The sequence below is a fragment of the Nocardioides sp. JCM 18999 genome, assembly GCF_055391175.1.
In genome coordinates this window covers 925775-944564 of sequence record NZ_AP043887.1, presented here as the reverse complement: position 1 = coordinate 944564, position 18790 = coordinate 925775, and the positions used below count along the sequence as shown (strand labels likewise).

19 protein-coding genes are annotated in these 18790 nt (G+C 70.8%); 11 read left to right on the top strand and 8 right to left on the bottom strand.

All coding sequences use genetic code 11. The features are described 5' to 3' along the window. The first annotated feature begins 29 nt into the window (after positions 1-29). A complete protein-coding gene (locus tag ACZ5J1_RS04545; RefSeq protein ID WP_464562941.1) occupies positions 30-542 on the top strand; it encodes an N-acetyltransferase family protein in 513 nt (170 codons plus the stop codon). Here ACZ5J1_RS04545 and ACZ5J1_RS04540 read toward each other — a convergent pair. Together ACZ5J1_RS04540 and ACZ5J1_RS04535 are read right to left on the bottom strand one after the other, a co-directional pair. Then, on the bottom strand, positions 495-1487 hold the full coding sequence (locus tag ACZ5J1_RS04540; protein WP_464562939.1) for a threonine aldolase family protein: 993 nt from the start codon (positions 1485-1487) through the stop codon (positions 495-497). The genes ACZ5J1_RS04545 and ACZ5J1_RS04540 overlap by 48 nt on opposite strands. After that, the gene (locus ACZ5J1_RS04535; RefSeq protein ID WP_464562937.1) at positions 1484-2824 is read right to left on the bottom strand and encodes a class II 3-deoxy-7-phosphoheptulonate synthase; all 1341 of its coding nucleotides are present in this window, start codon (positions 2822-2824) and stop codon (positions 1484-1486) included. The genes ACZ5J1_RS04540 and ACZ5J1_RS04535 overlap by 4 nt, the downstream gene beginning before the upstream one ends. Positions 2825-2847: 23 nt before the next feature. Between ACZ5J1_RS04535 and ACZ5J1_RS04530 the strand changes: the two genes are divergently transcribed. Genes ACZ5J1_RS04530 through glpK form a run of 3 tightly spaced genes read left to right on the top strand, consistent with a single transcriptional unit; the run spans position 2848 to position 6128 of the window. Further along, positions 2848-3792 (top strand): NADP-dependent oxidoreductase, encoded by a 945-nt coding sequence (locus ACZ5J1_RS04530; RefSeq protein WP_464562936.1) that lies wholly within the window; start codon positions 2848-2850, stop codon positions 3790-3792. Positions 3793-3813: 21 nt separating this feature from the next. Beyond that, complete coding sequence (locus ACZ5J1_RS04525; RefSeq protein WP_464562934.1) at positions 3814-4641, top strand: DUF1028 domain-containing protein; 828 nt, start codon at positions 3814-3816, stop codon at positions 4639-4641. Beyond that, entirely contained in the window at positions 4641-6128 is a 1488-nt protein-coding gene (gene glpK / locus ACZ5J1_RS04520) for a glycerol kinase GlpK (protein ID WP_464562932.1), read from the top strand. The genes ACZ5J1_RS04525 and glpK overlap by 1 nt, the downstream gene beginning before the upstream one ends. On the opposite strand, the gene ACZ5J1_RS04515 is transcribed toward glpK, so the two are convergent. After that, entirely contained in the window at positions 6125-6835 is a 711-nt protein-coding gene (locus tag ACZ5J1_RS04515) for a lysophospholipid acyltransferase family protein (protein ID WP_464562930.1), read from the bottom strand. The two genes, glpK and ACZ5J1_RS04515, sit on opposite strands and share 4 nt — an antisense overlap. Positions 6836-6860: 25 nt before the next feature. Between ACZ5J1_RS04515 and ACZ5J1_RS04510 the strand changes: the two genes are divergently transcribed. Together ACZ5J1_RS04510 and ACZ5J1_RS04505 are read left to right on the top strand one after the other, a co-directional pair. Next, positions 6861-7655 carry an alpha/beta hydrolase gene (locus ACZ5J1_RS04510; RefSeq protein WP_464562929.1) on the top strand — a complete coding sequence of 265 codons (795 nt, stop codon included), beginning with the start codon at positions 6861-6863 and terminating at the stop codon, positions 7653-7655. Between the two features lie 27 nt (positions 7656-7682). Then, on the top strand, positions 7683-8144 hold the full coding sequence (locus ACZ5J1_RS04505; RefSeq protein ID WP_464562927.1) for a hypothetical protein: 462 nt from the start codon (positions 7683-7685) through the stop codon (positions 8142-8144). Here ACZ5J1_RS04505 and ACZ5J1_RS04500 read toward each other — a convergent pair. The 5 genes from ACZ5J1_RS04500 to ACZ5J1_RS04480 are packed head-to-tail and all read right to left on the bottom strand — an operon-like array spanning position 8141 to position 12140. Next, complete coding sequence (locus ACZ5J1_RS04500) at positions 8141-9139, bottom strand: ROK family protein (RefSeq protein WP_464562925.1); 999 nt, start codon at positions 9137-9139, stop codon at positions 8141-8143. The genes ACZ5J1_RS04505 and ACZ5J1_RS04500 overlap by 4 nt on opposite strands. A 29-nt stretch (positions 9140-9168) precedes the next feature. Beyond that, positions 9169-10116 (bottom strand): ROK family glucokinase, encoded by a 948-nt coding sequence (locus ACZ5J1_RS04495; protein WP_464562924.1) that lies wholly within the window; start codon positions 10114-10116, stop codon positions 9169-9171. After that, positions 10113-10481, bottom strand: coding sequence for a hypothetical protein (locus ACZ5J1_RS04490; protein WP_464562923.1), 369 nt, complete (start codon positions 10479-10481; stop codon positions 10113-10115). The genes ACZ5J1_RS04495 and ACZ5J1_RS04490 overlap by 4 nt, the downstream gene beginning before the upstream one ends. Then, positions 10478-11677, bottom strand: coding sequence for an ArsA family ATPase (locus ACZ5J1_RS04485; RefSeq protein WP_464562921.1), 1200 nt, complete (start codon positions 11675-11677; stop codon positions 10478-10480). Before ACZ5J1_RS04485 ends, ACZ5J1_RS04490 begins: the two co-directional genes overlap by 4 nt. A gap of 22 nt (positions 11678-11699) precedes the next feature. After that, positions 11700-12140, bottom strand: coding sequence for an SRPBCC family protein (locus tag ACZ5J1_RS04480; RefSeq protein WP_464562919.1), 441 nt, complete (start codon positions 12138-12140; stop codon positions 11700-11702). Between the two features lie 108 nt (positions 12141-12248). Here ACZ5J1_RS04480 and ACZ5J1_RS04475 point away from each other — a divergent pair, with 108 nt between their 5' ends. The 5 genes from ACZ5J1_RS04475 (at position 12249) to ACZ5J1_RS04455 (ending at position 18790) form a co-directional block, all read left to right on the top strand. Further along, entirely contained in the window at positions 12249-14048 is a 1800-nt protein-coding gene (locus ACZ5J1_RS04475) for an AMP-dependent synthetase/ligase (RefSeq protein WP_464562918.1), read from the top strand. 245 nt (positions 14049-14293) lie between these two features. Next, positions 14294-15043 carry a Flp pilus assembly protein CpaB gene (gene cpaB, locus ACZ5J1_RS04470; RefSeq protein WP_464562916.1) on the top strand — a complete coding sequence of 250 codons (750 nt, stop codon included), beginning with the start codon at positions 14294-14296 and terminating at the stop codon, positions 15041-15043. Continuing rightward, the gene (locus tag ACZ5J1_RS04465) at positions 15043-16236 is read left to right on the top strand and encodes an AAA family ATPase (protein WP_464562914.1); all 1194 of its coding nucleotides are present in this window, start codon (positions 15043-15045) and stop codon (positions 16234-16236) included. The genes cpaB and ACZ5J1_RS04465 overlap by 1 nt, the downstream gene beginning before the upstream one ends. A gap of 5 nt (positions 16237-16241) precedes the next feature. Then, positions 16242-17798 carry a CpaF family protein gene (locus tag ACZ5J1_RS04460; protein ID WP_464562912.1) on the top strand — a complete coding sequence of 519 codons (1557 nt, stop codon included), beginning with the start codon at positions 16242-16244 and terminating at the stop codon, positions 17796-17798. Then, positions 17798-18790 (top strand): type II secretion system F family protein, encoded by a 993-nt coding sequence (locus tag ACZ5J1_RS04455; protein WP_464562910.1) that lies wholly within the window; start codon positions 17798-17800, stop codon positions 18788-18790. Before ACZ5J1_RS04460 ends, ACZ5J1_RS04455 begins: the two co-directional genes overlap by 1 nt.

Here is an 18790-nt window from a genome sequence, read left to right as displayed (position 1 = left end):
TGCGTGCAGTGGCTGAGTAGCCTGACCGCGTGCCCCGTATCTCCGTCACCGTCGCCAGCAGCGCTGCCGACGTCGACGTGGCGATGGAGATCTGGGCGGCCGCGAACCGAACCGGGCGTCGCCCGGCCGGGCCGGTGCGCTCCGAACGGGTCCGGGACAAGGTCACCCACGGCGAGGTCGTGCTGCTCGCGCACTACGGCGAGCGCGCCGCTGGGATGGCGCTGGCCGAGACCTTCGACGACGGCACCGCCGACACCGGCACCGGCCACGTCTCGATGGTCTACGTCGACCCCGCGCTGTGGGGCTCGGGCGTCGGCGGCCGGCTGCTGCGCGACCTGCAGTCGCGCTGGCCGCGACTCTCGGTCTGGATCCGGCCGGACAACCGCCGGGTCGGACGTCTCTTCGCGAGCAGCGGTTTCGCCGACGTCGGCAACGTCAGCCATCTCCAGGACGGCGAGGAGATCCGCCAGCTGATCTGGACGTCGGAGCCCGGCTCAGAGTCCGGCGAGGATCGACGCGGCAGCCGCAGCGTCGGCGGCTGACACGTCGAGGTGCGTCACGGCCCGGACCGTCCGCGGCCCGACGGCGCTGACCGCCACCCCCGCTTCCCGCGCCCGAGCGACGAACGCCGGCGCATCGGGACGCTCGGCCACGACGATGTTCGTCGGCACCGACGCCGGGTCGGTGCCCAGCGCCTCGGCGATCACGCGCGCGTTGGCGTGGTCGTCGGCGAGCCGCTCGACGTGGTGGTCCAACGCGTGCACACCGGCTGCAGCGAGGATGCCGACCTGCCGCATCCCACCGCCCATCCGCTTGCGCCACACCCGGGTCTCGGCCATCGCGTCGGCCGAGCCGACGACGAGCGAACCGACCGGAGCGCCGAGACCCTTGGACAGGCAGACGGCGAGGACGTCGGCGATCTCGCCGTACGACGCCAGGGAGGTGCCGGTGGCGACGTGCGCGTTCCACAGTCGAGCGCCGTCGAGGTGGATCCCGATCCCCTTCTCGTCGGCGAAGCCGCGCAGCTCACGCAGCGTCTCGATCGGGGCGACGGTGCCGCCGGCGAAGTTGTGCGTGTTCTCCACCGAGACCGCGGCGGTCGGGACGAAGTAGACGCCCATGTCGGGGGCGAACAGCTCCCGGATCTGGTCCAGGTCGATGCCACCGGTCGGGTGGATCCAGGTGCGCGAGGTCAGCCCGGTGAAGGCACCGTGCGCGCCGAGCTCGGCACGGACGATGTGCGCCCGGGACTCGCACAGCACCTCCTGGCCCACGCCCACGAGCGTGCGGACAGCCAGGACGTTGGCCATCGACCCCGTCGGGGTGAAGACCGCGTCCTCCTTGCCGAACAGCTCCGCGACCCGTGCCTCCAGGGCACGGACGGTCGGGTCCTCCCCGTACACGTCGTCCCCGACCTCAGCCGCGGCCATCGCTGCCCGCATCGCCTCGGTCGGCTTGGTCAGGGTGTCTGACCGGAGGTCGATCATGCCTTGCGAAGCATGTCCGCGACGAGGAACGCCATCTCGAGCGACTGCACCCGGTTGAGCCGCGGGTCGCAGACCGACTCGTAGCGGGTGGCCAGGTCCTCGGCGACGAGCTGCTCGCCACCGCCGACGCACTCGGTGACGTTGTCACCGGTGAGCTCGACGTGCAGGCCGCCGGGCCAGGTGCCGAGCGCGCGGTGCACGTCGAAGAAGCCCTGGACCTCGTCGAGCACGTCGTCGAAGCTGCGGGTCTTGTAGCCGTTGGCCGCCTCGAACGTGTTGCCGTGCATCGGGTCGGTGATCCACGCGACCTGGAGGCCCTCGGCGGTCACCTTCTCGATGATCGGCGGCAGACCGTCGCGGATCTTGCCGGAGCCGAAGCGGGTGATGAAGGTCAGGCGACCCGCCTCGTTCTTCGGGTTCAGCTTGGCGGCCAGCGCGATCGCGTCGTCCGGGCTCGTGGTCGGGCCGAGCTTCACGCCGATCGGGTTCTTGATCCTCGACAGCAGCTCCACGTGGGCGCCGTCGAGCTGGCGGGTGCGCTCGCCGATCCAGACGAAGTGTCCGGAGACGTCGTACGGCTGGTCGGTGCGCGAGTCGATCCGGGTCAGCGCGTGCTCGTACTCGAGCACGAGGGCCTCGTGCGAGGAGTGGAAGTCGGCGCGGTGGAACTCGTCGGCGTCGGCCACACCGATCGCCTGCATGAACGCCATCGCCCGGTCGATCTCACCGGCCAGCGCCTCGTAGCGCGAGGTGAACGGCGAGTCCTTGATGAAGTCCTGGTTCCAGGTGTGGACCTGGCGCAGGTCGGCGTACCCGCCGGTGACGAAGGCCCGAGCGAGGTTCAGCGTGGACGCCGACGCGTGGTAGATGTCGAGCAGCCGCTGCGGGTCCGGGATCCGGGACTCGGGGGTGAACTCGAAGCCGTTGACCGCGTCACCGCGGTACGCCGGCAGGGTGACGTCTCCGCGCGTCTCGGTGTCCTTCGACCGCGGCTTGGCGTACTGCCCGGCGAGGCGGCCGATCTTCACCACCGGCACGCTGGAGGCGTAGGTCAGGACGACGGCCATCTGCAGCAGCACGCGCAGCTTGGCGCGGACGTTGTCGGCGGTCGCACCCTCGAGGGTCTCGGCGCAGTCGCCGCCCTGGAGGATGAACGCCTCACCGCGGGCGACCGCGGCGATCTTGTCGGTCAGCTCGTCGCACTCGCCCGCAAAAACCAGCGGCGGGGCCGTCCGGAGCTTGGCGACGACCGACTCAAGGGCAGCTGCGTCCGGGTAGGTGGGCTGCTGCGCGGCGCCGAGGGCATGCAGGTCCTCAAGGCTCGGGATGGTGCTCACCGGACAAGGGTACGGTGAAGCGCGTGACGACGCGCACCGTGACCGCCATCCGGGCCCATGAGCTCGGCGAACCCGAGGTCCTGCAGACCGAGACGATCGAGCTGGCGGCCCCCGGCCCCGGCCAGGTCCAGATCGAGACGCGGGCGATCGGGGTCAACCCGATCGACCTCAAGATGCGCTCCGGATTCCCCTACTCCGAGGCCGCGGTGCTGCCGTACACGCCCGGTTCTGAGGTCGCCGGCGTGATCGCCGCCGTCGGTCCGGACGTCGAAGGGTTCGCGGTCGGCGACGAGGTGCTGGCCTTTCGGGTCTCCGGCGGATACGCCACCGCGCTCAACGTCCCCGCCGGCGACGTCTTCCTCAAGCCCGCGGCACTGGCGTGGGAGGAGGCCGCCGGGCTGCTGCTCGTCGGCGTCACCGCGGTGCACGCGCTGACCAAGGTCGGCGTCGCGTCCGGCGAGACGATCCTGGTGCACGGCGCCTCCGGCAGCGTCGGCCAGCTCCTCGTCCAGCTCGCCGCGGCCGACGGCGTCACCGTCGTCGGCACCGCCTCGGAACGCAACCACGACCTCCTGCGCTCCCTCGGCGCCGTCCCGATCGCGTACGGCGACGGGCTGGCCGACCGCGCGGCCGCGGCCGCCGAGTCCTACGACGCGGCGATCGACCTGGTCGGCACCGCCGAGGCGTTCGACGTCAGCCTCGCCCTGGTGGCGGACCGGGCTCGGATCACGACCATCATCGGTGGGCCGAACGCGATCGCGGCCGGGGTGCAGAAGATCGGCGGCGGACCCGGATCCGACCTGGGCACCGAGATCCGCGCCGCGGCCCGCGGCCGCCTGGTCGACCTGGCCGGCGAGGGCGCCCTGCACGTCCCGGTGGTGAGGACGTTCCCGCTGACCGAGGCCGTGGCCGCGCACCACTTCGTCGGCGAAGGACATGCGGCGGGCAAGGTCATTCTCCTGCCCTGAGGTTCTCGCTACTGTCGGCGCATGACGTTCTCAGTAGTCGCGAGATCAGCTGACGGCGAGTCCTGGGGCGTCGCGGTCGCGTCCCGCTTCCTGGCGGTCGGGAACGCCGTCCCCGCCGCCGTGGCGGGCGTCGGCGCGATCGCCACCCAGGCCCACGCCAACGTCGCCTTCAAGGGTCTGGGCCTGGCCCACCTCGACGACGGTGCCAACGCGTCCGTCGCGATCGCGCGCCTGCTCGAGGAGGACGACGACCCCGAGCTGCGCCAGGTCGGCATCGTCGACGCCGGCGGCAACGCGGCCTCCCACACCGGCACCGGCTGCCTGGAGTGGGCGGGATCGCGCACCGGCGACGGCTACGCGATCCAGGGCAACATCCTCACCGGACCCGAGGTGGTCGAGGCGATGGAGGCGGCCTTCCTCAGCAGTGACCCCGACGCTCCGCTGGCCCGCCGGCTCCTGGCGGCCCTGCGAGCCGGGGACGAGGCCGGCGGCGACAGCCGTGGGCGACAGAGCGCCGCCCTGCTGGTGGTGCGCGACGAAGCCGGTTACGGCGGTGGCGACGACGTCGCGGTCGACCTCCGCGTCGACGACCACACCGAGCCGGTCACCGAGCTGGCCCGCCTCCTCGAGCTCAACGACCTCTACCTGACCGCGTCGACCGAGTCCGAGCGGATCGCCGTCGACGAGGCGCTCCGCGCCGAGCTGGAGGCCTTCGCCACCGCCGCCGGCGCGCGCGACTTCCTGGCCTGGGTCGGCACCGAGAACTACGAGATGCGGGTCGCCCCGGACCTGGCATGGATCGACCGACGCGTCCTCGCCATCGTGCGGGGCGAGGGAACGGAGCACTGATGAGCATCCTCGCCATCGACGGCGGCACCACCGGCATGACCGCCCTGATCGTGGCCCCGTCGGGCGCGATCGTCGCCAAGGGCTACCAGGAGTTCCCCCAGCACTTCCCCCAGCCCGGCTGGGTGGAGCACGCCCCGGACGAGATCTGGGCGGCGACGTTGGCAGCGGTGGCCGGCGCGGTCAAGGCGTACGACGCCGACCAGCACGGTCCGCTCACGGCGATCGGGGTCACCAACCAGCGCGAGACGATCGTGCTGTGGGACCGCGAGACCCTCGGCGCACCGCGGCGCGCGATCGTGTGGCAGGACCGACGCAGCTCCCCCATCTGTGACCGGCTCAAGGCGGACGGCCACGAGGAGCGGGTCACCGAGCTGACCGGACTGCGGCTCGACCCCTACTTCTCCGCCACCAAGCTGGTCTGGCTCGCCGAGAACGAACCGCACACCTGGGCGCTGGTGAAGTCCGGCCGCTACGCGATCGGCACCGTCGACTCCTACCTGATCGCCCGGATGACCCGCGGGCTGCACCACGTCACCGACGTCTCGAACGCGTCCCGGACGCTGCTCTTCGACCTCACCACCGGTGACTGGTCCGACGAGCTGTGCGCGCTCTTCGGCGTGCCGCGCGACGCCCTGCCGGAGATCGTGCCGAGCTGGGGCGCCGACCTCACCTCCGACGCCCGCACGTTCCTCGGACTCTCGCTGCCGATCTGCGGCATCGCCGGCGACCAGCAGTCGGCGCTCTTCGGGCAGACCTGCTTCGACGTCGGGGACTCCAAGTGCACCTACGGCACGGGCTCGTTCATCCTCACCAACACCGGCTCGGAGATCGTCCGCTCCGACGCCGGACTGCTCTCCACCGCGGCGTGGCGCTCACCGGCGGGCGAGATGACGTACGCCCTGGAGGGGTCGATCTTCATCACCGGCGCGGCCATCCAGTGGTTACGCGACGGGATCGGGATCATCGGTTCGGCCGCCGAGACCGGAGCGATGGCCGCCTCGGTGCCCGACAGTGGTGGCGTGGTCTTCGTCCCGGCGTTGACCGGTCTCGGGGCGCCGTACTGGGATCCGCATGCGCGCGGCACGATCGTCGGCCTGACCCGGGGCACCACCCGGGCCCACCTGGTCCGCGCCACCCTGGAGGCGATCGCGTTCGAGGTGCGCGACGTCCTCGAGACCCTGCCGGCCACCGCGTCCCTGGCCGCGCTCCAGGTCGACGGCGGGGCTGCGGCCAACGACGTGCTGTGCCAGATGCAGGCCGACCAGGTCGGCGTGCCGGTCTCGCGCCCGACCCAGGTGGAGACGACCGGTCTCGGTGCCGCGTTCCTCGCCGGCCTGGGCTCGGGCGTGTGGGACTCGCTCGAGGACCTCAAGCACACCTGGGCGGTGGACAAGACCTTCGCCCCCCGCGCCTCACGCGAGGACGCCGACGCCGCCTGGCGGATCTGGAAGGACGCCGTCGGTCGGTCCCGCGACTGGGCCCGCTAGGCCGCGGCGTCGTTGGGCTTGTCGCCCTGCTTCTTGGCCTCGGAGGCGTACATGTCGACGTACTCCTGGTCCGAGAGCTTGAGGATCTCGTACATGATCTCGTCGGTGATCGCGCGCAGGATGAAGCGGTCGTTCTCCATGCCCTCGTAGCGGGAGAAGTCGAGCGGGGTCCCGAACCGGACGACGGGCTTGGCGAACTTGCCGAACGCCTTGCCGGGCGGGGCGACGATGTCGGTCCCGATCACGGCGACCGGGATCACCGGTGCCTTGGTCTCGAGCGCGAGCCGGGCCACGCCCGTGCGGCCGCGGTAGAGCCGACCGTCGTGCGAACGGGTGCCCTCCGGGTAGATCCCGAACAGCTCCCCCTCGGCCAGCACCTTCTTGGCGGCCAGCAGCGCACCCTCGGCGGCCGAGGCGCCGGAGCGGTCGATCGGCACGTTGCCGGTGCCCGCGAAGAACGTCTTCTTGAACCAGCCGCCGATGCCGGGCTCGGTGAAGTACTCGGCCTTGGCGACGAAGCGGACCATCCGGGGCAGGCCGAGCGGCATGAACAGCCAGTCGGAGTACGACAGGTGGTTGCTCGCCATGATCGCGGGCCCCTCGGTCGGGACGTTCTCGACGCCCTCCCAGGTGGGTCGGAAGGTCAGCCGAAGCACGGGGCCGATCCAGACCCACTTCAATGAGGAGTAGAAGAGTCGCGCGAACACCCCCCGATCCTTGCAGAATGGTGGTGTGACCTCCACCTCCGGCACTTCCACGATCAAGCCGACCGCTCTCCCGCTGTCCGTGCCCGCCCGGCCCGAGCTGACCAGCGGCACCAAGGTCGGCGTCCTGCTCTCCCACGGATTCACCGGCTCGCCCGGCTCGATGCGCGCCTGGGGCGAGCACCTGGCCGACCTCGGTTTCGGGGTCGAGGTGCCGCGCCTGCCCGGCCACGGCACCACCTGGCAGGAGATGAACACCACCGGGTGGGACGACTGGTACGGCGAGATCAAGGCGACCTTCGCCCGGCTCAAGGCCGAGAACGATGTCGTCGTTGCGGCAGGGCTGTCGATGGGAGGTGCCCTGGTGCTGCGCCTCGCCGAGGAGCACGACGGCCAGCTCGCGGGCGTGGTCGTGGTCAACCCGGCGGTCGCGACCAAGCGGCTCGACGTCAAGCTGCTGCCGGTGCTCAAGCACCTGGTCGGCTCGTTCCCGGGGATCGGGTCGGACATCAAGAAGGAGGGCGTCGTCGAGGACGCCTACCCGCAGACGCCGTTGAAGGCGGCGCACGCGATGTTCCGGGCGTGGCCCACGATCGTGCGGGACCTGGGCAAGATCCACGCCCCGGTGCTGTACCTGCGCTCCAGCATCGACCACGTCGTCGACGAGAAGAGTGAGCCGATCATCCTCGCCGGGATCTCGTCGACGGACGTCACGTTCACCCGGCTGACCAACAGCTACCACGTCGCCACCGTCGACAACGACGCCCCGCAGATCTTCGCCGAGTCCGTCGAGTTCATCCGTCGGGTGTGCGCGCTGGACTGATATCGGCCCGCGACTAGGCTTGGACCCATGGCCACGTCCGACCCGCACCGACCCGGCGATGGGGCCTCCCCCGATGACGCGTGGGCGGACATCGTGGCGAACTTCGGCGAGCGGGCCGTGCTGGAACCCGAGTCGGCGCCTGCACCCGCTCCGCCGACGCCGGAGCCCGTGGTCTCGCACGTCTTCGGCGACGACGTCGACGAGGAGCCCGACTGGGAGGACGACGACATCCTGCTTCCCGGCAGCTTCGTCGCTCCCGAGCCGGAGCCGATCGGTTGGCACGGCTGGCGCTCGATGGCGTGGGTCGGCGTCCTGGGCGCGCCGGCTCTCGCCCTGCTCTGGACGCTGGTCGTGAACCTCACCGACTGGCGGGCGCCCGACCTCTTCGGGTACGCCCTGGTCGGGATCTTCCTGGGTTCCTTCGGCTACCTCGTGGCGACCATGCCCAAGGAGAAGGACGACCCCTGGGACGACGGGGCGCGGGTCTAGCGCGTATCGAGGAAGCGCCGCAGCCGCTCGCGACGGCGAGCGCGACGCACGAGCTCGCCACGTCGGCGCTGGAAGATCGGCCGCACCGCCTCCGCGCGTGCCAGGTCGGCGGCGCCGATCACCCCGGCGTCGTTGAGGAACCGGGCCTTCACCACCGTGGGCAGGTCACGGTGCCCGGCACCGACCACCGACTCGGCGAGCACGGTCCGGGCGGGGCCGAGGAGCAGCTCGTCGGCGGCGCTCACTCCGCCGCCGATCACCACCAGCTCGGGGTCGAAGGCCGCGGTCAGGTTCGCCAACCCGAGTCCGAGCCAGCGGCCGACGGTGTCGAAGGCGGCCAGGGCCAGCGGGTCGCCCGCCTGAGCCAGCGCGGTGATCTCCGGCCCGGTCAGGGGGGCGGCGCCAGGCTCCTGCCGGGCCTTGACGTAGCGGACGAGGGCGTTGCCGGAGCAGTACTGCTCCCAGCAGCCACGACGGCCGCACTCGCAGTCCAGACCGTCGGGGACGACCTGCATGTGGCCGAACTCCCCCGCCATGCCGTGGTGCCCCCGCATCAGGGTGCCGCCGATGATGATCCCGCCGCCGATCCCGGTGCCGAGGTTGACCATCACGACGTCCGTCTGACCCCGAGCGACGCCGAACGAGAACTCCGCACGGGCGGCGCAGTTGGCGTCGTTGTCGAGGGCGACCGGAACCCCCCACCGTTCCTCGAGCCGGGCGCGGGCCGGGTCGAGTCGCCACGGCAGGTGGGGCGCGAACATGACACGCTCACCCGCAGCGTCGACGAACCCCGCCGCCGCCAGCCCGACCGCGTGGATCCGACGACCTCGAGCGACCTCCAGGACCGCCTCGGTCAGGGCGTCCTCGACCTGGGCGACCGGGACGCTCCGACCGGGGGTGGAGCGTCGGGCGATCCGCCGGACCCGACCGTCGAGGTCGACCTCGGCGGCGAGCACCTTCGTGCCCCCGATGTCGACACCGATGGTCACCGCCATGTCGTGTCCTCAGAGACTCTCGGCGATCCTCAGCGGTGACGGGCCAGGTCGGCGGCACCGATCAGGCCGGCGTCGTTGCCCAGGGTGGCGAGCCTGATCTCGGCCTCCGGCCGGAAGTCACGAGCGGTCAGCTGCGAGCGGAACGACTCACGGACCGGGTCGAGCAGCAGCGCGCCGGCCTCGGAGACTCCACCCCCGAGCACGATCATCGCCGGGTCGAGCACGTCGACCAGGGAGGCGATCCCCTCACCGAGCCACTGTCCGAGCTCGGCGAACGCGGCCCGGGCGGCGATGTCTCCGGCCTGGGCGGCCTCGGTCACCAGCGGTCCGTTGATCCCCTCGAGCGAACCGCCGGCGCGCGCCAGCAGCTCCGACGCGTGGCCGGCGATCGCAGCCTCGCGGGCGATCCGGACCAGGGCCGAGCCGCTCCCGTAGGACTCCAGGCAGCCGCGCTTGCCGCACCCGCAGGGCAGCCCGCCGGGGACGACCCGGACGTGGCCGATCTCAGCGGCGATCCCGTAGGCACCGCGCTGAAGCTCACCGTCGGAGACGATGCCACCACCGACGCCGGTCCCGACGGTCACCATCAGCGAGCTCTCCACGTCGCTCGCGGCGCCGAAGGCGAACTCGCCCCAGGCGGCCGCGTTGGCGTCGTTCTCGATCACCGTGGCCAGCCCGGTGGCCGCCTCGATCGGTGCCTTGAGGTTCACGTCGCGCCACGCGATGTTGGGCGCGAACATGACGGTCGAGCGGTCGCGGTCAACGTACCCGGCAGCGCCGACACCGACCGCCTCGATCTGGTGCCGGGTGCCGAGGTCGCTGACCAGGCCGATGATCGCGGCCGTGATGGCGGCGTCGTCGGTGGCGGGCGAGGTCACCCGGACCCGCTCGAGGATGGTGCCGGACTCGTCGACGACGCCGGCAAGGATCTTGGTGCCACCGACGTCGACGCCGCAGGTCAGGGTGGAGGTGCTCATGGGTCGGGCCATTCCGTGTCGAGGTTGTCGAGATCGATGTGCTCAACCGTAGGGCCACGGTCGTGTTCACGCGAAGGGGCATGGGTCGCCATCAGTCCGGCGGCCGCCTGCATCAGCGACGAAGCAGCCGCGACGAAGTGGTCGCGGACCTCCGGGCTGACCTCGCGGGCCAGGTGGACGGTGCGGCAGATCGGGCAGTAGGTGCACTCCGCGGCGCCGGTGGCGACATGGTCGGTGACCTCGCCGACGTGGCTCTGGGCCCAGCCCGCGAGCGCGGCGAAGAGCCGCGCGGCCTCCTCGGCCGCCGAGCCGATCGGCTCCGGTCCGGCCTTCTCCGACCCAGCGTCGTCTGACCCCATGTTCACGCCTGGTCCTCCTGACCGTTCGATTCAGCACTGGTCGATTCGACGAATCGCACCTGCAGCTCGCCCTGCTCCACCCGGGCACCGGCGATCCGAAGTCGCGCGAGCCCGGCGGGCAGGGTCAGCAGGCGACGATACGACCCGACTGTTACGACCAGGTCATCGCCGTTGCGTCCCAGGTTGACCTGGTCCCGGGTGGCACCCGGAAGCGCCAGTCGCACCAGGGCCCCGGACTCGTCGCGGGTCACCCGGAACGGGCCGTCCCCGACGGGCGGGGCGAACGGATCGGCGCCCGTGAAGATCTCCTCGGCGACGCCGAGCAGCGCGGGTACGCCGACGGGCTCGCGCGGCTGGTAGAGCGAGCGCCACACCGGCAGGCCGGCGAACGACGCGTCGACCTCGGCCAGCACGCCGTCCTGGGCGAGCACCCACCCGGCCCGCCAGTCGTCGGAGCCACCGGCCGGGAAGATCCGGTTCGCCACGACCCCGTCGACCCGGTAGCCGTAGAGCGAGAGCATCGTCCAGGAGCGTCGCGCCTCGGCCACGACCACCGTCTCGGGGGTGAGCACGATCCGGACGCTGGCCTCGGGACCGGTCAGCAGGTCCCGCACCTCGAGCAGGTCGTCGTGCAGGTGCTGGAGGGCGTCGAAGACCGTGTCACCGGGCATCGGGACGCCGGCGGCCTTGGAGAGCACTGGCTTGAGCGCCTTCACGATCCGCCGCTGCATCGGGAAGATCCGCTCCATGTACCAGCCCAGAGCCTCCGGCAGGGCGAGCAGCCGCAGCGTCTCGGCGGTCGGAGCACAGTCGACCACGATCACGTCCCACTCCCCCGAACGCGCCCGGAGCCGCAGCTCCAGCAGCGCCAGCACCTCCTCGGCGCCGGGGATGACGGTGAGCTCCTCCGCGGCGACCGGGTCCATGCCGGCCACGTCGAGGACCGAGAGCAGGTAGCGCTGGATGTCGGACCAGGACTGCTCGAAGCGCAGCTGGGCATCGACCTGCTCGACGTACAGGTTCGGGGCGACCTCGGTCGGCTCCGACCCGACGACGGCGCCGAAGGCGTCGCCGAGCGAGTGCGCCGCGTCGGTGGACAGCACCAACGTGCGGGCGCCGCGGGAGGCGGCGAGGGTCGCGGTCGCGGCAGCGACGGTGGACTTGCCGACGCCGCCCTTGCCGGTGAAGAGGAGGATCCGCACAGGAAGAAGGGTCAGAACGCGTTCAGGAGAGGGTCTCGACGCGGGTCTTGAGACCCTTGAGCGCGGTCTCGATCAGGATCCGCTCGCCCTTGCGCTTGAGCATCCCGATGATCGGCACGGCGAGGTCGAGCTTCAGCTCGTAGGTGACCTCGGTCGACCCGTTGCCCAGGTCCCGCAGCCGGTAGACGCCGTCGAGGGAGCGCAGCAGCGTCGCCTCGACCAGGCCCCACGAGACCTCGAGGTCGGAGTGCCACACGTAGCCGAGGGTGTACTTGTCCCGGATCGGGGGCACGTCGAGAGCGAACCGGACGCGCTCGGCACGACCGTCCTCGCCCATCGCGGTGATCTCGGCCGACTGCATGCCCTTGATCCACGACGGATAGGACTCGAAGTCGGCGATCACGGCCATGACGGCGGCAGGAGCCGCCGCAACAACGATCGTCGAGCTGGTCTGGTCGGCCACCTTCTCGACACTACCGGATCCGGGTGGGCGGTCGGCGGCCGGTGACGGAGCGGTACGCTGCCTCGATGATGGATCGGCCATCGCACTGCTCGACTTCAGGGGGATTTCGTGCGTGAGTTCTCGACGCCGTTGACGATCGACCTTCCGGCGGCCGGCAATCTGACCGACGACCTGCTGCGCAACGCGGCCGAGGCACCCGACGACGTCGCGCTCGCGCGGCGTGACGCTGCGGGTGCCTGGGAGGACGTCACGACGACCCGGTTCCTCGCCGAGGTCCGCGCCGCCGCCAAGGGGCTGATCGCGGCCGGGATCGAGGCCGGCGACCGCGTCGCCCTGTTCTCGAAGACCCGCTACGAGTGGACCCTGATGGACTACGCCATCTGGTACGCCGGCGCGATCACCGTGCCGATCTACGAGACCTCCTCGGCCGAGCAGGTGCACTGGATCCTGGCCGACTCCGAGGCCCGCGCCGTGGTGGCCGAGGGCCCCGACCACGTCAGCCGGGTCGCCGAGAACCGGGACGCGCTCCCGGAGCTGCGTCAGGTCTGGTCCTTCGCCGACAACGGCGTCGACGTGCTCAACCGCCTGGGTGCCGACGTCGACGACGCCGTCCTGGAGGCGCGTCGCGACGCCGTGACGATCGACTCGGTCGCCACCCTGATCTACACCTCGGGGACCACGGGTCGCCCGAAGGGCTGCGTGCTCACGCACGGCAACTTCATGTTCGAGCTCGGGGTCGCGGTCGGCGAGCTCGACCGGCTCTTCGCCCAGGAGGGGCGCAGCACGCTGCTGTTCCTGCCGCTGGCGCACGTCTTCGCCCGGATCATCCAGGTCGGCTGCATCAAGTCGCGCACCCGGATGGGTCACACCCCGGACATCAAGAACCTGCTGCCCGACCTGGCCGAGTTCCAGCCGACCTTCCTGCTGGCCGTCCCGCGTGTGTTCGAGAAGGTGTTCAACACCGCGTCGCAGAAGGCGCACGCCGACGGCAAGGGCGCGATCTTCGACAAGGCCGCCGAGATCGCGATCGCCTACAGCCGTGCGATCGAGGAGCCCCCGGGCCGGCTCGCCGCACTGCGGATCAAGGCCCTGCACACCGTCTTCGACCGGCTGGTCTACGCCAAGCTCCGCACCGCTCTCGGCGGTCGCTGCGAGTACGCGATCAGTGGCGGCGCCCCGCTGGGCGAGCGCCTCGGTCACTTCTACCGCGGGATCGGCCTGATCGTCCTCGAGGGCTACGGCCTCACCGAGACGACCGCCGCCCTGAGCGCGAACATGCCCGACGCGGTGAAGATCGGCACGGTCGGGCGGCCCTTCCAGGGCACCAGCGTGCGGGTCGCCGACGACGGTGAGCTGCTGTTCAAGGGCGGCCAGGTGCTGCACTCGTACTGGAAGAACCAGGCCGCGACCGACGAGGCGATCACCGACGGCTGGTTCCACTCGGGTGACCTCGGCGAGGTCGACGAGGACGGATTCATCCGGATCACCGGGCGCAAGAAGGAGATCATCGTGACCGCGGGCGGCAAGAACGTCGCCCCCGCCGTCCTCGAGGACCGTCTCCGTGCCCACGCCCTGGTCGACCAGTGCATCGTCGTCGGCGACGGCGAGCCCTTCATCGGCGCGCTGGTCACCTTGGACGTGGAGGCCCTGCCCGCCTGGGCCCAGGCGAACGGGAAGACCTTCGACGTGGCCGCCCTGGCGCAGGACCCCGACGTGATCGCGGCCGTGCAGAGCGCCGTCGACGACGCCAACCGCGCGGTCTCGAAGGCCGAGTCCATCCGGAAGTTCACCGTCCTCGCCGACGCCTGGACCGAGGAGGGTGGCCAGCTCACCCCGAGCCTGAAGCTCAAGCGCACCGTGGTGATGAAGGAGTTCCGCGACCAGGTCGAGGCGCTCTACCACAGCTGATCCGCTTGGCTGGTTCCGTTCCATGGGGACGACGGGACTAGTCAATCTGTCCGTTCGGAGGATGTGGATCCGGCGGCCAGGTGCAGGACTGGTGACTCCAGCCAACTCGCCTCGAATTGGCTGGGCATTTCGCCACTGAGTCCCCCTTTCATCCCTACAGTTCTCGCTGTGGAGCACCACACATGGGGGTGTTCCGGAGAGAAGGGTCAGGCGCGGGTGCCCGGCCCTGATGTGAAAGGTCCTCGATGGAACGTCGCAGAGTCCTGGTCGTCGCCGCAGCATTGCTCGCCGTGGTCGGTGCCGTCTTCATCTTCTTCTACGTGCGCGGAGCAGACACCCGCGCCGAGGACCAGTTCGAGACCACCGACGTCCTGGTCGCCACCGCGCAGATCAACCCCGGTGAGTCGATCGAGGCTGCCACCGGTGCCGGGAAGATCGTCACCAAGCCGGTCACGAACAACATGCTGCTCCCCGACTACCAGACCGACCCCCAGGCCCTGGCCGGCCAGGTCGCGCTGACCACGATCTACCCGAGCGAGCAGATCATCGCCTCGAAGTTCGGGACGACGTCGGCGCCGGCGAGCTCGCTGCAGATCCCGAAGAACCAGGTCGCTGTCTCGGTGAACCTCACCGACCCGGCCCGCGTGGCCGGTTTCGTGAACCCGGGCTCCCAGGTCGGCATCTACGTGAGCGGCACGGACCAGAAGACGGGCCTGGCCTTCTCCCAGATCCTGCTGCCCAAGATCACGGTGATCGGGGTCGGCTCCACGACGCCCGTCTCGACCACGACGACCGACGAGTCCACCGGCAACCAGACCACCGAGCAGCTCCCCCGCACGCTGCTCACCCTGGCCGTCTCCCCGCCGGACGCACAGAAGATCCTGTTCGCCCAGAACAACGGCGAGCTCGCCTTCGCGTTGCTCCCGGCCGACGGCAGCACCGTGATCAAGCCCGGCGACCCCACCTTTGCGGGCAACCTGTTCGGGGGCAAGTGATGCCGGTTGTCGTCGAACCCGACCACGATGCGGTCAACGCCCTGCTCCGTGCCCTCCCGGCCGGGTCGCAGGGCGTGGCCAACGTCGAGCGGGCCCGCGCCTGGCTCGACCAGCACGGCGACGAGTACGTCGTCGTGCTCGGTCCGCAGGTCCCGCTGGCCGATGCGCTGACGCTGTGCGAGTTCGTCCGGACCTCACGTCCGACGGTCAGCACCGTCCTCGTGCGCGACGAGATCACCACCGAGGTGCTCAGCGCGGCGATGCAGTCGGGAGCCCGGGACGTCATCCCGAGCGGTTCGCTCGAGGCGATCAACTCCGCCGTCACCCGCGCCTACCAGCTCTACTCCGCCCTGCGCGGTCCGGGCGGGGTCAACCAGCCCGGCAAGGTGATCACGATCTGGTCGCCCAAGGGCGGTGTCGGCAAGACCACGATGTCGGTCAACCTGGCGCTCGCCCTCACCGAGGGCGGTGCCCGCAAGGTCTGCCTGGTCGACCTCGACCTCGCCTTCGGCGACGTCGCGATCACGATGCAGCTCTTCCCGACCCACTCGATCGAGCACGCGATCGGCTCCGAGGGCAACGTGGACGCCGAGCTGCTCAACGGCCTGCTCACCCGGCACCAGGACGCGCTGATGATCCTGGCCGCGCCCTCGCACCCCGACGTCCGGGACCGGGTGTCGCCGACCCTGGTCTCCCAGATCATCCGGACGCTGTCGGCGACGTACGACTACGTCGTCATCGACACCGCACCGGCGTTCGACGAGCAGACCCTGACCGCGCTCGACGAGACCGACGAGATCGTCATCGTGGCGACCCTCGACGTCCCGACGCTGAAGAACGTCAAGGTCGCCCTCGAGACGTTGGACATGCTCAACATCGCGCCCGGCCACCGGCACCTGCTGCTCAACCGGGCCGACGACGAGGTCGGGATCAGCCCGGACCGGGTCGAGGGGATCCTCGGTCTCGGCCCGGCCGCCCTGGTCGCGACCTCGATCGAGGTCGCTGCCTCGACCAACGCGGGCAACCCGATCGTGGTGAAGAACCCGTACCACCCGTCCAGCACGGCGATCGTCCAGCTCGCCTCCTTGCTGGCCGGCCAGGAGATCGCGGCACCGACCCTGGGGACGGCCGACGCGATGCCCGCGTCCGAGCCCTCGGGAGGGCTGTTCAGCCGACGACGTAAGCGCAGGTGAGACCGATGTCCCTGGCAGACCGCATCGCCGCAGCCCGCACCGGTGACCCCGTCGAGGAGGTCGTCGCAGCGGTGCCCGAGGAGGGCGAGGAGAGCTCGAGCGTGCACGCGCACGTCGGACCTCCGACCACGGAGACGCCTGACGTCGGAGAGCCGGTCGGCAAGCGCCGCGCCGACCTGCCCGGCGGCGCGACCATCGCCACGATGTCCTCGCTGACCTCCACCGGCACCTTTCCGGCCGTGCCGGCGGCCCCGGTGGCCGAGGCCCCTCGCCGCACCCTCGGTGGGCCCCAGGTCGAGCGGATCGAGGCGATCAAGTCCAGCGTGCACGAGCAGCTCCTGCGCCAGCTCGGGCCTCAGCTGTACGACGCCGACATCGACGCCAAGGACCTGGACCAGAAGGTCCGCGCGGTGCTGGTCGAGGTGCTCGCCACCCAGGAGCGGCCGCTCTCCAACGCCGATCGCCAGCGCGTCACCCAGGAGATCTCCGACGACATCCTCGGGCTCGGTCCGATCGAGCCCTACCTGCGCGACCCCGACGTCTCCGAGGTCATGGTCAACGGGGCCAACGACATCTGGCTGGAGCGGAAGGGCCGGCTGACCCGGGCCGACGCCCACTTCGCCGACGAGGCCCACCTGCGGCGCACGATCGACAAGATCGTGTCCCGGATCGGTCGCCGGGTCGACGAGTCCAGCCCGATGGTGGACGCACGGTTGCAGGACGGCTCCCGCGTCAACGCGGTCGTCCCGCCGCTCGCCCTGGACGGGTCGGCGCTGACGATCCGGAAGTTCTCCGCCGACCCGCTGACCGCCGACGACCTGGAGCGGTTCGGGTCGCTGACCCCGGCCGGGCGCCGCTTCCTGGAGGCGTGTGTCCTCGGGCGGCTCAACATCGTCGTCTCCGGCGGCACCGGTGCCGGCAAGACCACGACGCTCAACGTGCTCTCCTCCTTCATCCCCGACGACGAGCGGATCGTCACGATCGAGGACGCAGCCGAGCTGCAGCTCAAGCAGGACCACGTGGTCCGGCTCGAGTCCCGCCCGTCCAACATCGAGGGCAAGGGTGCGGTCACCATCCGTGACCTGGTCCGCAACTCGCTGCGCATGCGGCCGGACCGGATCATCGTCGGTGAGGTGCGCGACGCCTCGGCCCTGGACATGCTGCAGGCGATGAACACCGGCCACGACGGCTCGATCTGCACCCTGCACAGCAACGGTCCGCGCGACACGCTCGCCCGGATGGAGACGATGGTGCTGATGGCGGGCATGGACCTGCCGGTGCGCGCCATCCGCGAGCAGGTCGCCTCCGCGGTCGACCTGATCGTCCACCAGGCCCGGCTCAAGGACGGCACCCGCCGGATCACGCACATGACCGAGGTGGAGCGGATGGAGGGCGACATCATCACCCTCCAGGACATCTTCGTCTTCGACAACAGCGCCGGCTTCGACGCCGACGGCCGCGCACTGGGTCGGCTCCGCGCCACCGGGCTGCGACCGAAGTTCCTGGAGAAGATGGCCGACTCGAACGTCCGGGTCGACCCGATGACCTTCGTGGACCGGTAATGGCGATGATGGACCTGATCGCCTACGTCGCCATCGCAGCGGTCGCCGTCGGACTCTTCGGTGTGCTCGCGATCCTGCTGGTGCCCTCCCGTCCTGCCCCGTCGATGGCGGACCGCGTCACGGAGTACACCTCCGCGACCAGCCGCGCCGGTGCGAGCACCGCATCGCGCGGCGGGCTGGAGTCCAGCGAGGTGGCGACCGTCGCCAAGGACGTCGCCGCTGACCTGCTCAAGCGCAACCAGGGGCTGGAACGCTCGATCGCCGGACGCCTCGACGCGGCCGGGAGCGAGCTCAAGCCGGCCGAGTGGCTGCTGATCCACACCGCGTTCGCGGTGCTGGTCACCGTCGTCGGCCTGCTGATCGGACAGGGCAACCTGATCTTCGGGTTCGCCTTCCTCGCGGTCGGCCTGATCGCCCCCTGGGTCTACCTCGGCATCCGACGCTCGAGGCGGCGCACCGCCTTCCACCGGGCGCTGCCCGACACCCTGCAGCTGATCTCGGGGTCGTTGGCGGCGGGCCTGTCGCTGCAGCAGTCGATCGACGTCGTGGTCAACGACGGGATCGAGCCCATCTCCAGCGAGTTCCGCCGCGTCCTGGTCGAGACCCGGCTCGGGGTCTCGGTGGAGGACGCGATGGAGGGCGTGGGTCGGCGGTTCGAGAGCCAGGACTTCCACTGGGTCGTGATGGCGATCCGGATCCAGCGCCAGGTCGGCGGCAACCTCGCCGAGCTGCTCGACACCGTCGCCGCGACGATGCGCGAGCGCGAGTACCTGCGCCGCCAGGTCAACGCCCTGGCCGCCGAGGGCAAGCTCTCCGCGATCGTGCTCGGCCTGCTGCCGCCGGTCTTCCTGCTCTACCTGTGCCTGACCAACTGGGACTACGTCAGCCCGCTGTTCACCGACGCGCGCGGACTCGTGATGCTGATCGGCGGGGCGCTGTGGCTGGGCGTCGGCGTGTTCTGGATGACCCGGCTCGTGAAGGTCGAGGTCTGA

Bases quoted from the DNA above. Each gene is read 5' to 3' on its own strand.
- ACZ5J1_RS04540 (WP_464562939.1), bottom strand. From the start codon at position 1,487: ATGATCGACCTCCGGTCAGACACCCTGACCAAGCCGACCGAGGCGATG.
- ACZ5J1_RS04525 (WP_464562934.1), top strand. From the start codon at position 3,814: ATGACGTTCTCAGTAGTCGCGAGATCAGCTGACGGCGAGTCCTGGGGC.
- glpK (WP_464562932.1), top strand. From the start codon at position 4,641: ATGAGCATCCTCGCCATCGACGGCGGCACCACCGGCATGACCGCCCTG.
- ACZ5J1_RS04505 (WP_464562927.1), top strand. From the start codon at position 7,683: ATGGCCACGTCCGACCCGCACCGACCCGGCGATGGGGCCTCCCCCGAT.
- ACZ5J1_RS04500 (WP_464562925.1), bottom strand. From the start codon at position 9,139: ATGGCGGTGACCATCGGTGTCGACATCGGGGGCACGAAGGTGCTCGCC.
- ACZ5J1_RS04495 (WP_464562924.1), bottom strand. From the start codon at position 10,116: ATGAGCACCTCCACCCTGACCTGCGGCGTCGACGTCGGTGGCACCAAG.
- cpaB (WP_464562916.1), top strand. From the start codon at position 14,294: ATGGAACGTCGCAGAGTCCTGGTCGTCGCCGCAGCATTGCTCGCCGTG.
- ACZ5J1_RS04465 (WP_464562914.1), top strand. From the start codon at position 15,043: ATGCCGGTTGTCGTCGAACCCGACCACGATGCGGTCAACGCCCTGCTC.
- ACZ5J1_RS04460 (WP_464562912.1), top strand. From the start codon at position 16,242: ATGTCCCTGGCAGACCGCATCGCCGCAGCCCGCACCGGTGACCCCGTC.
- ACZ5J1_RS04455 (WP_464562910.1), top strand. From the start codon at position 17,798: ATGGCGATGATGGACCTGATCGCCTACGTCGCCATCGCAGCGGTCGCC.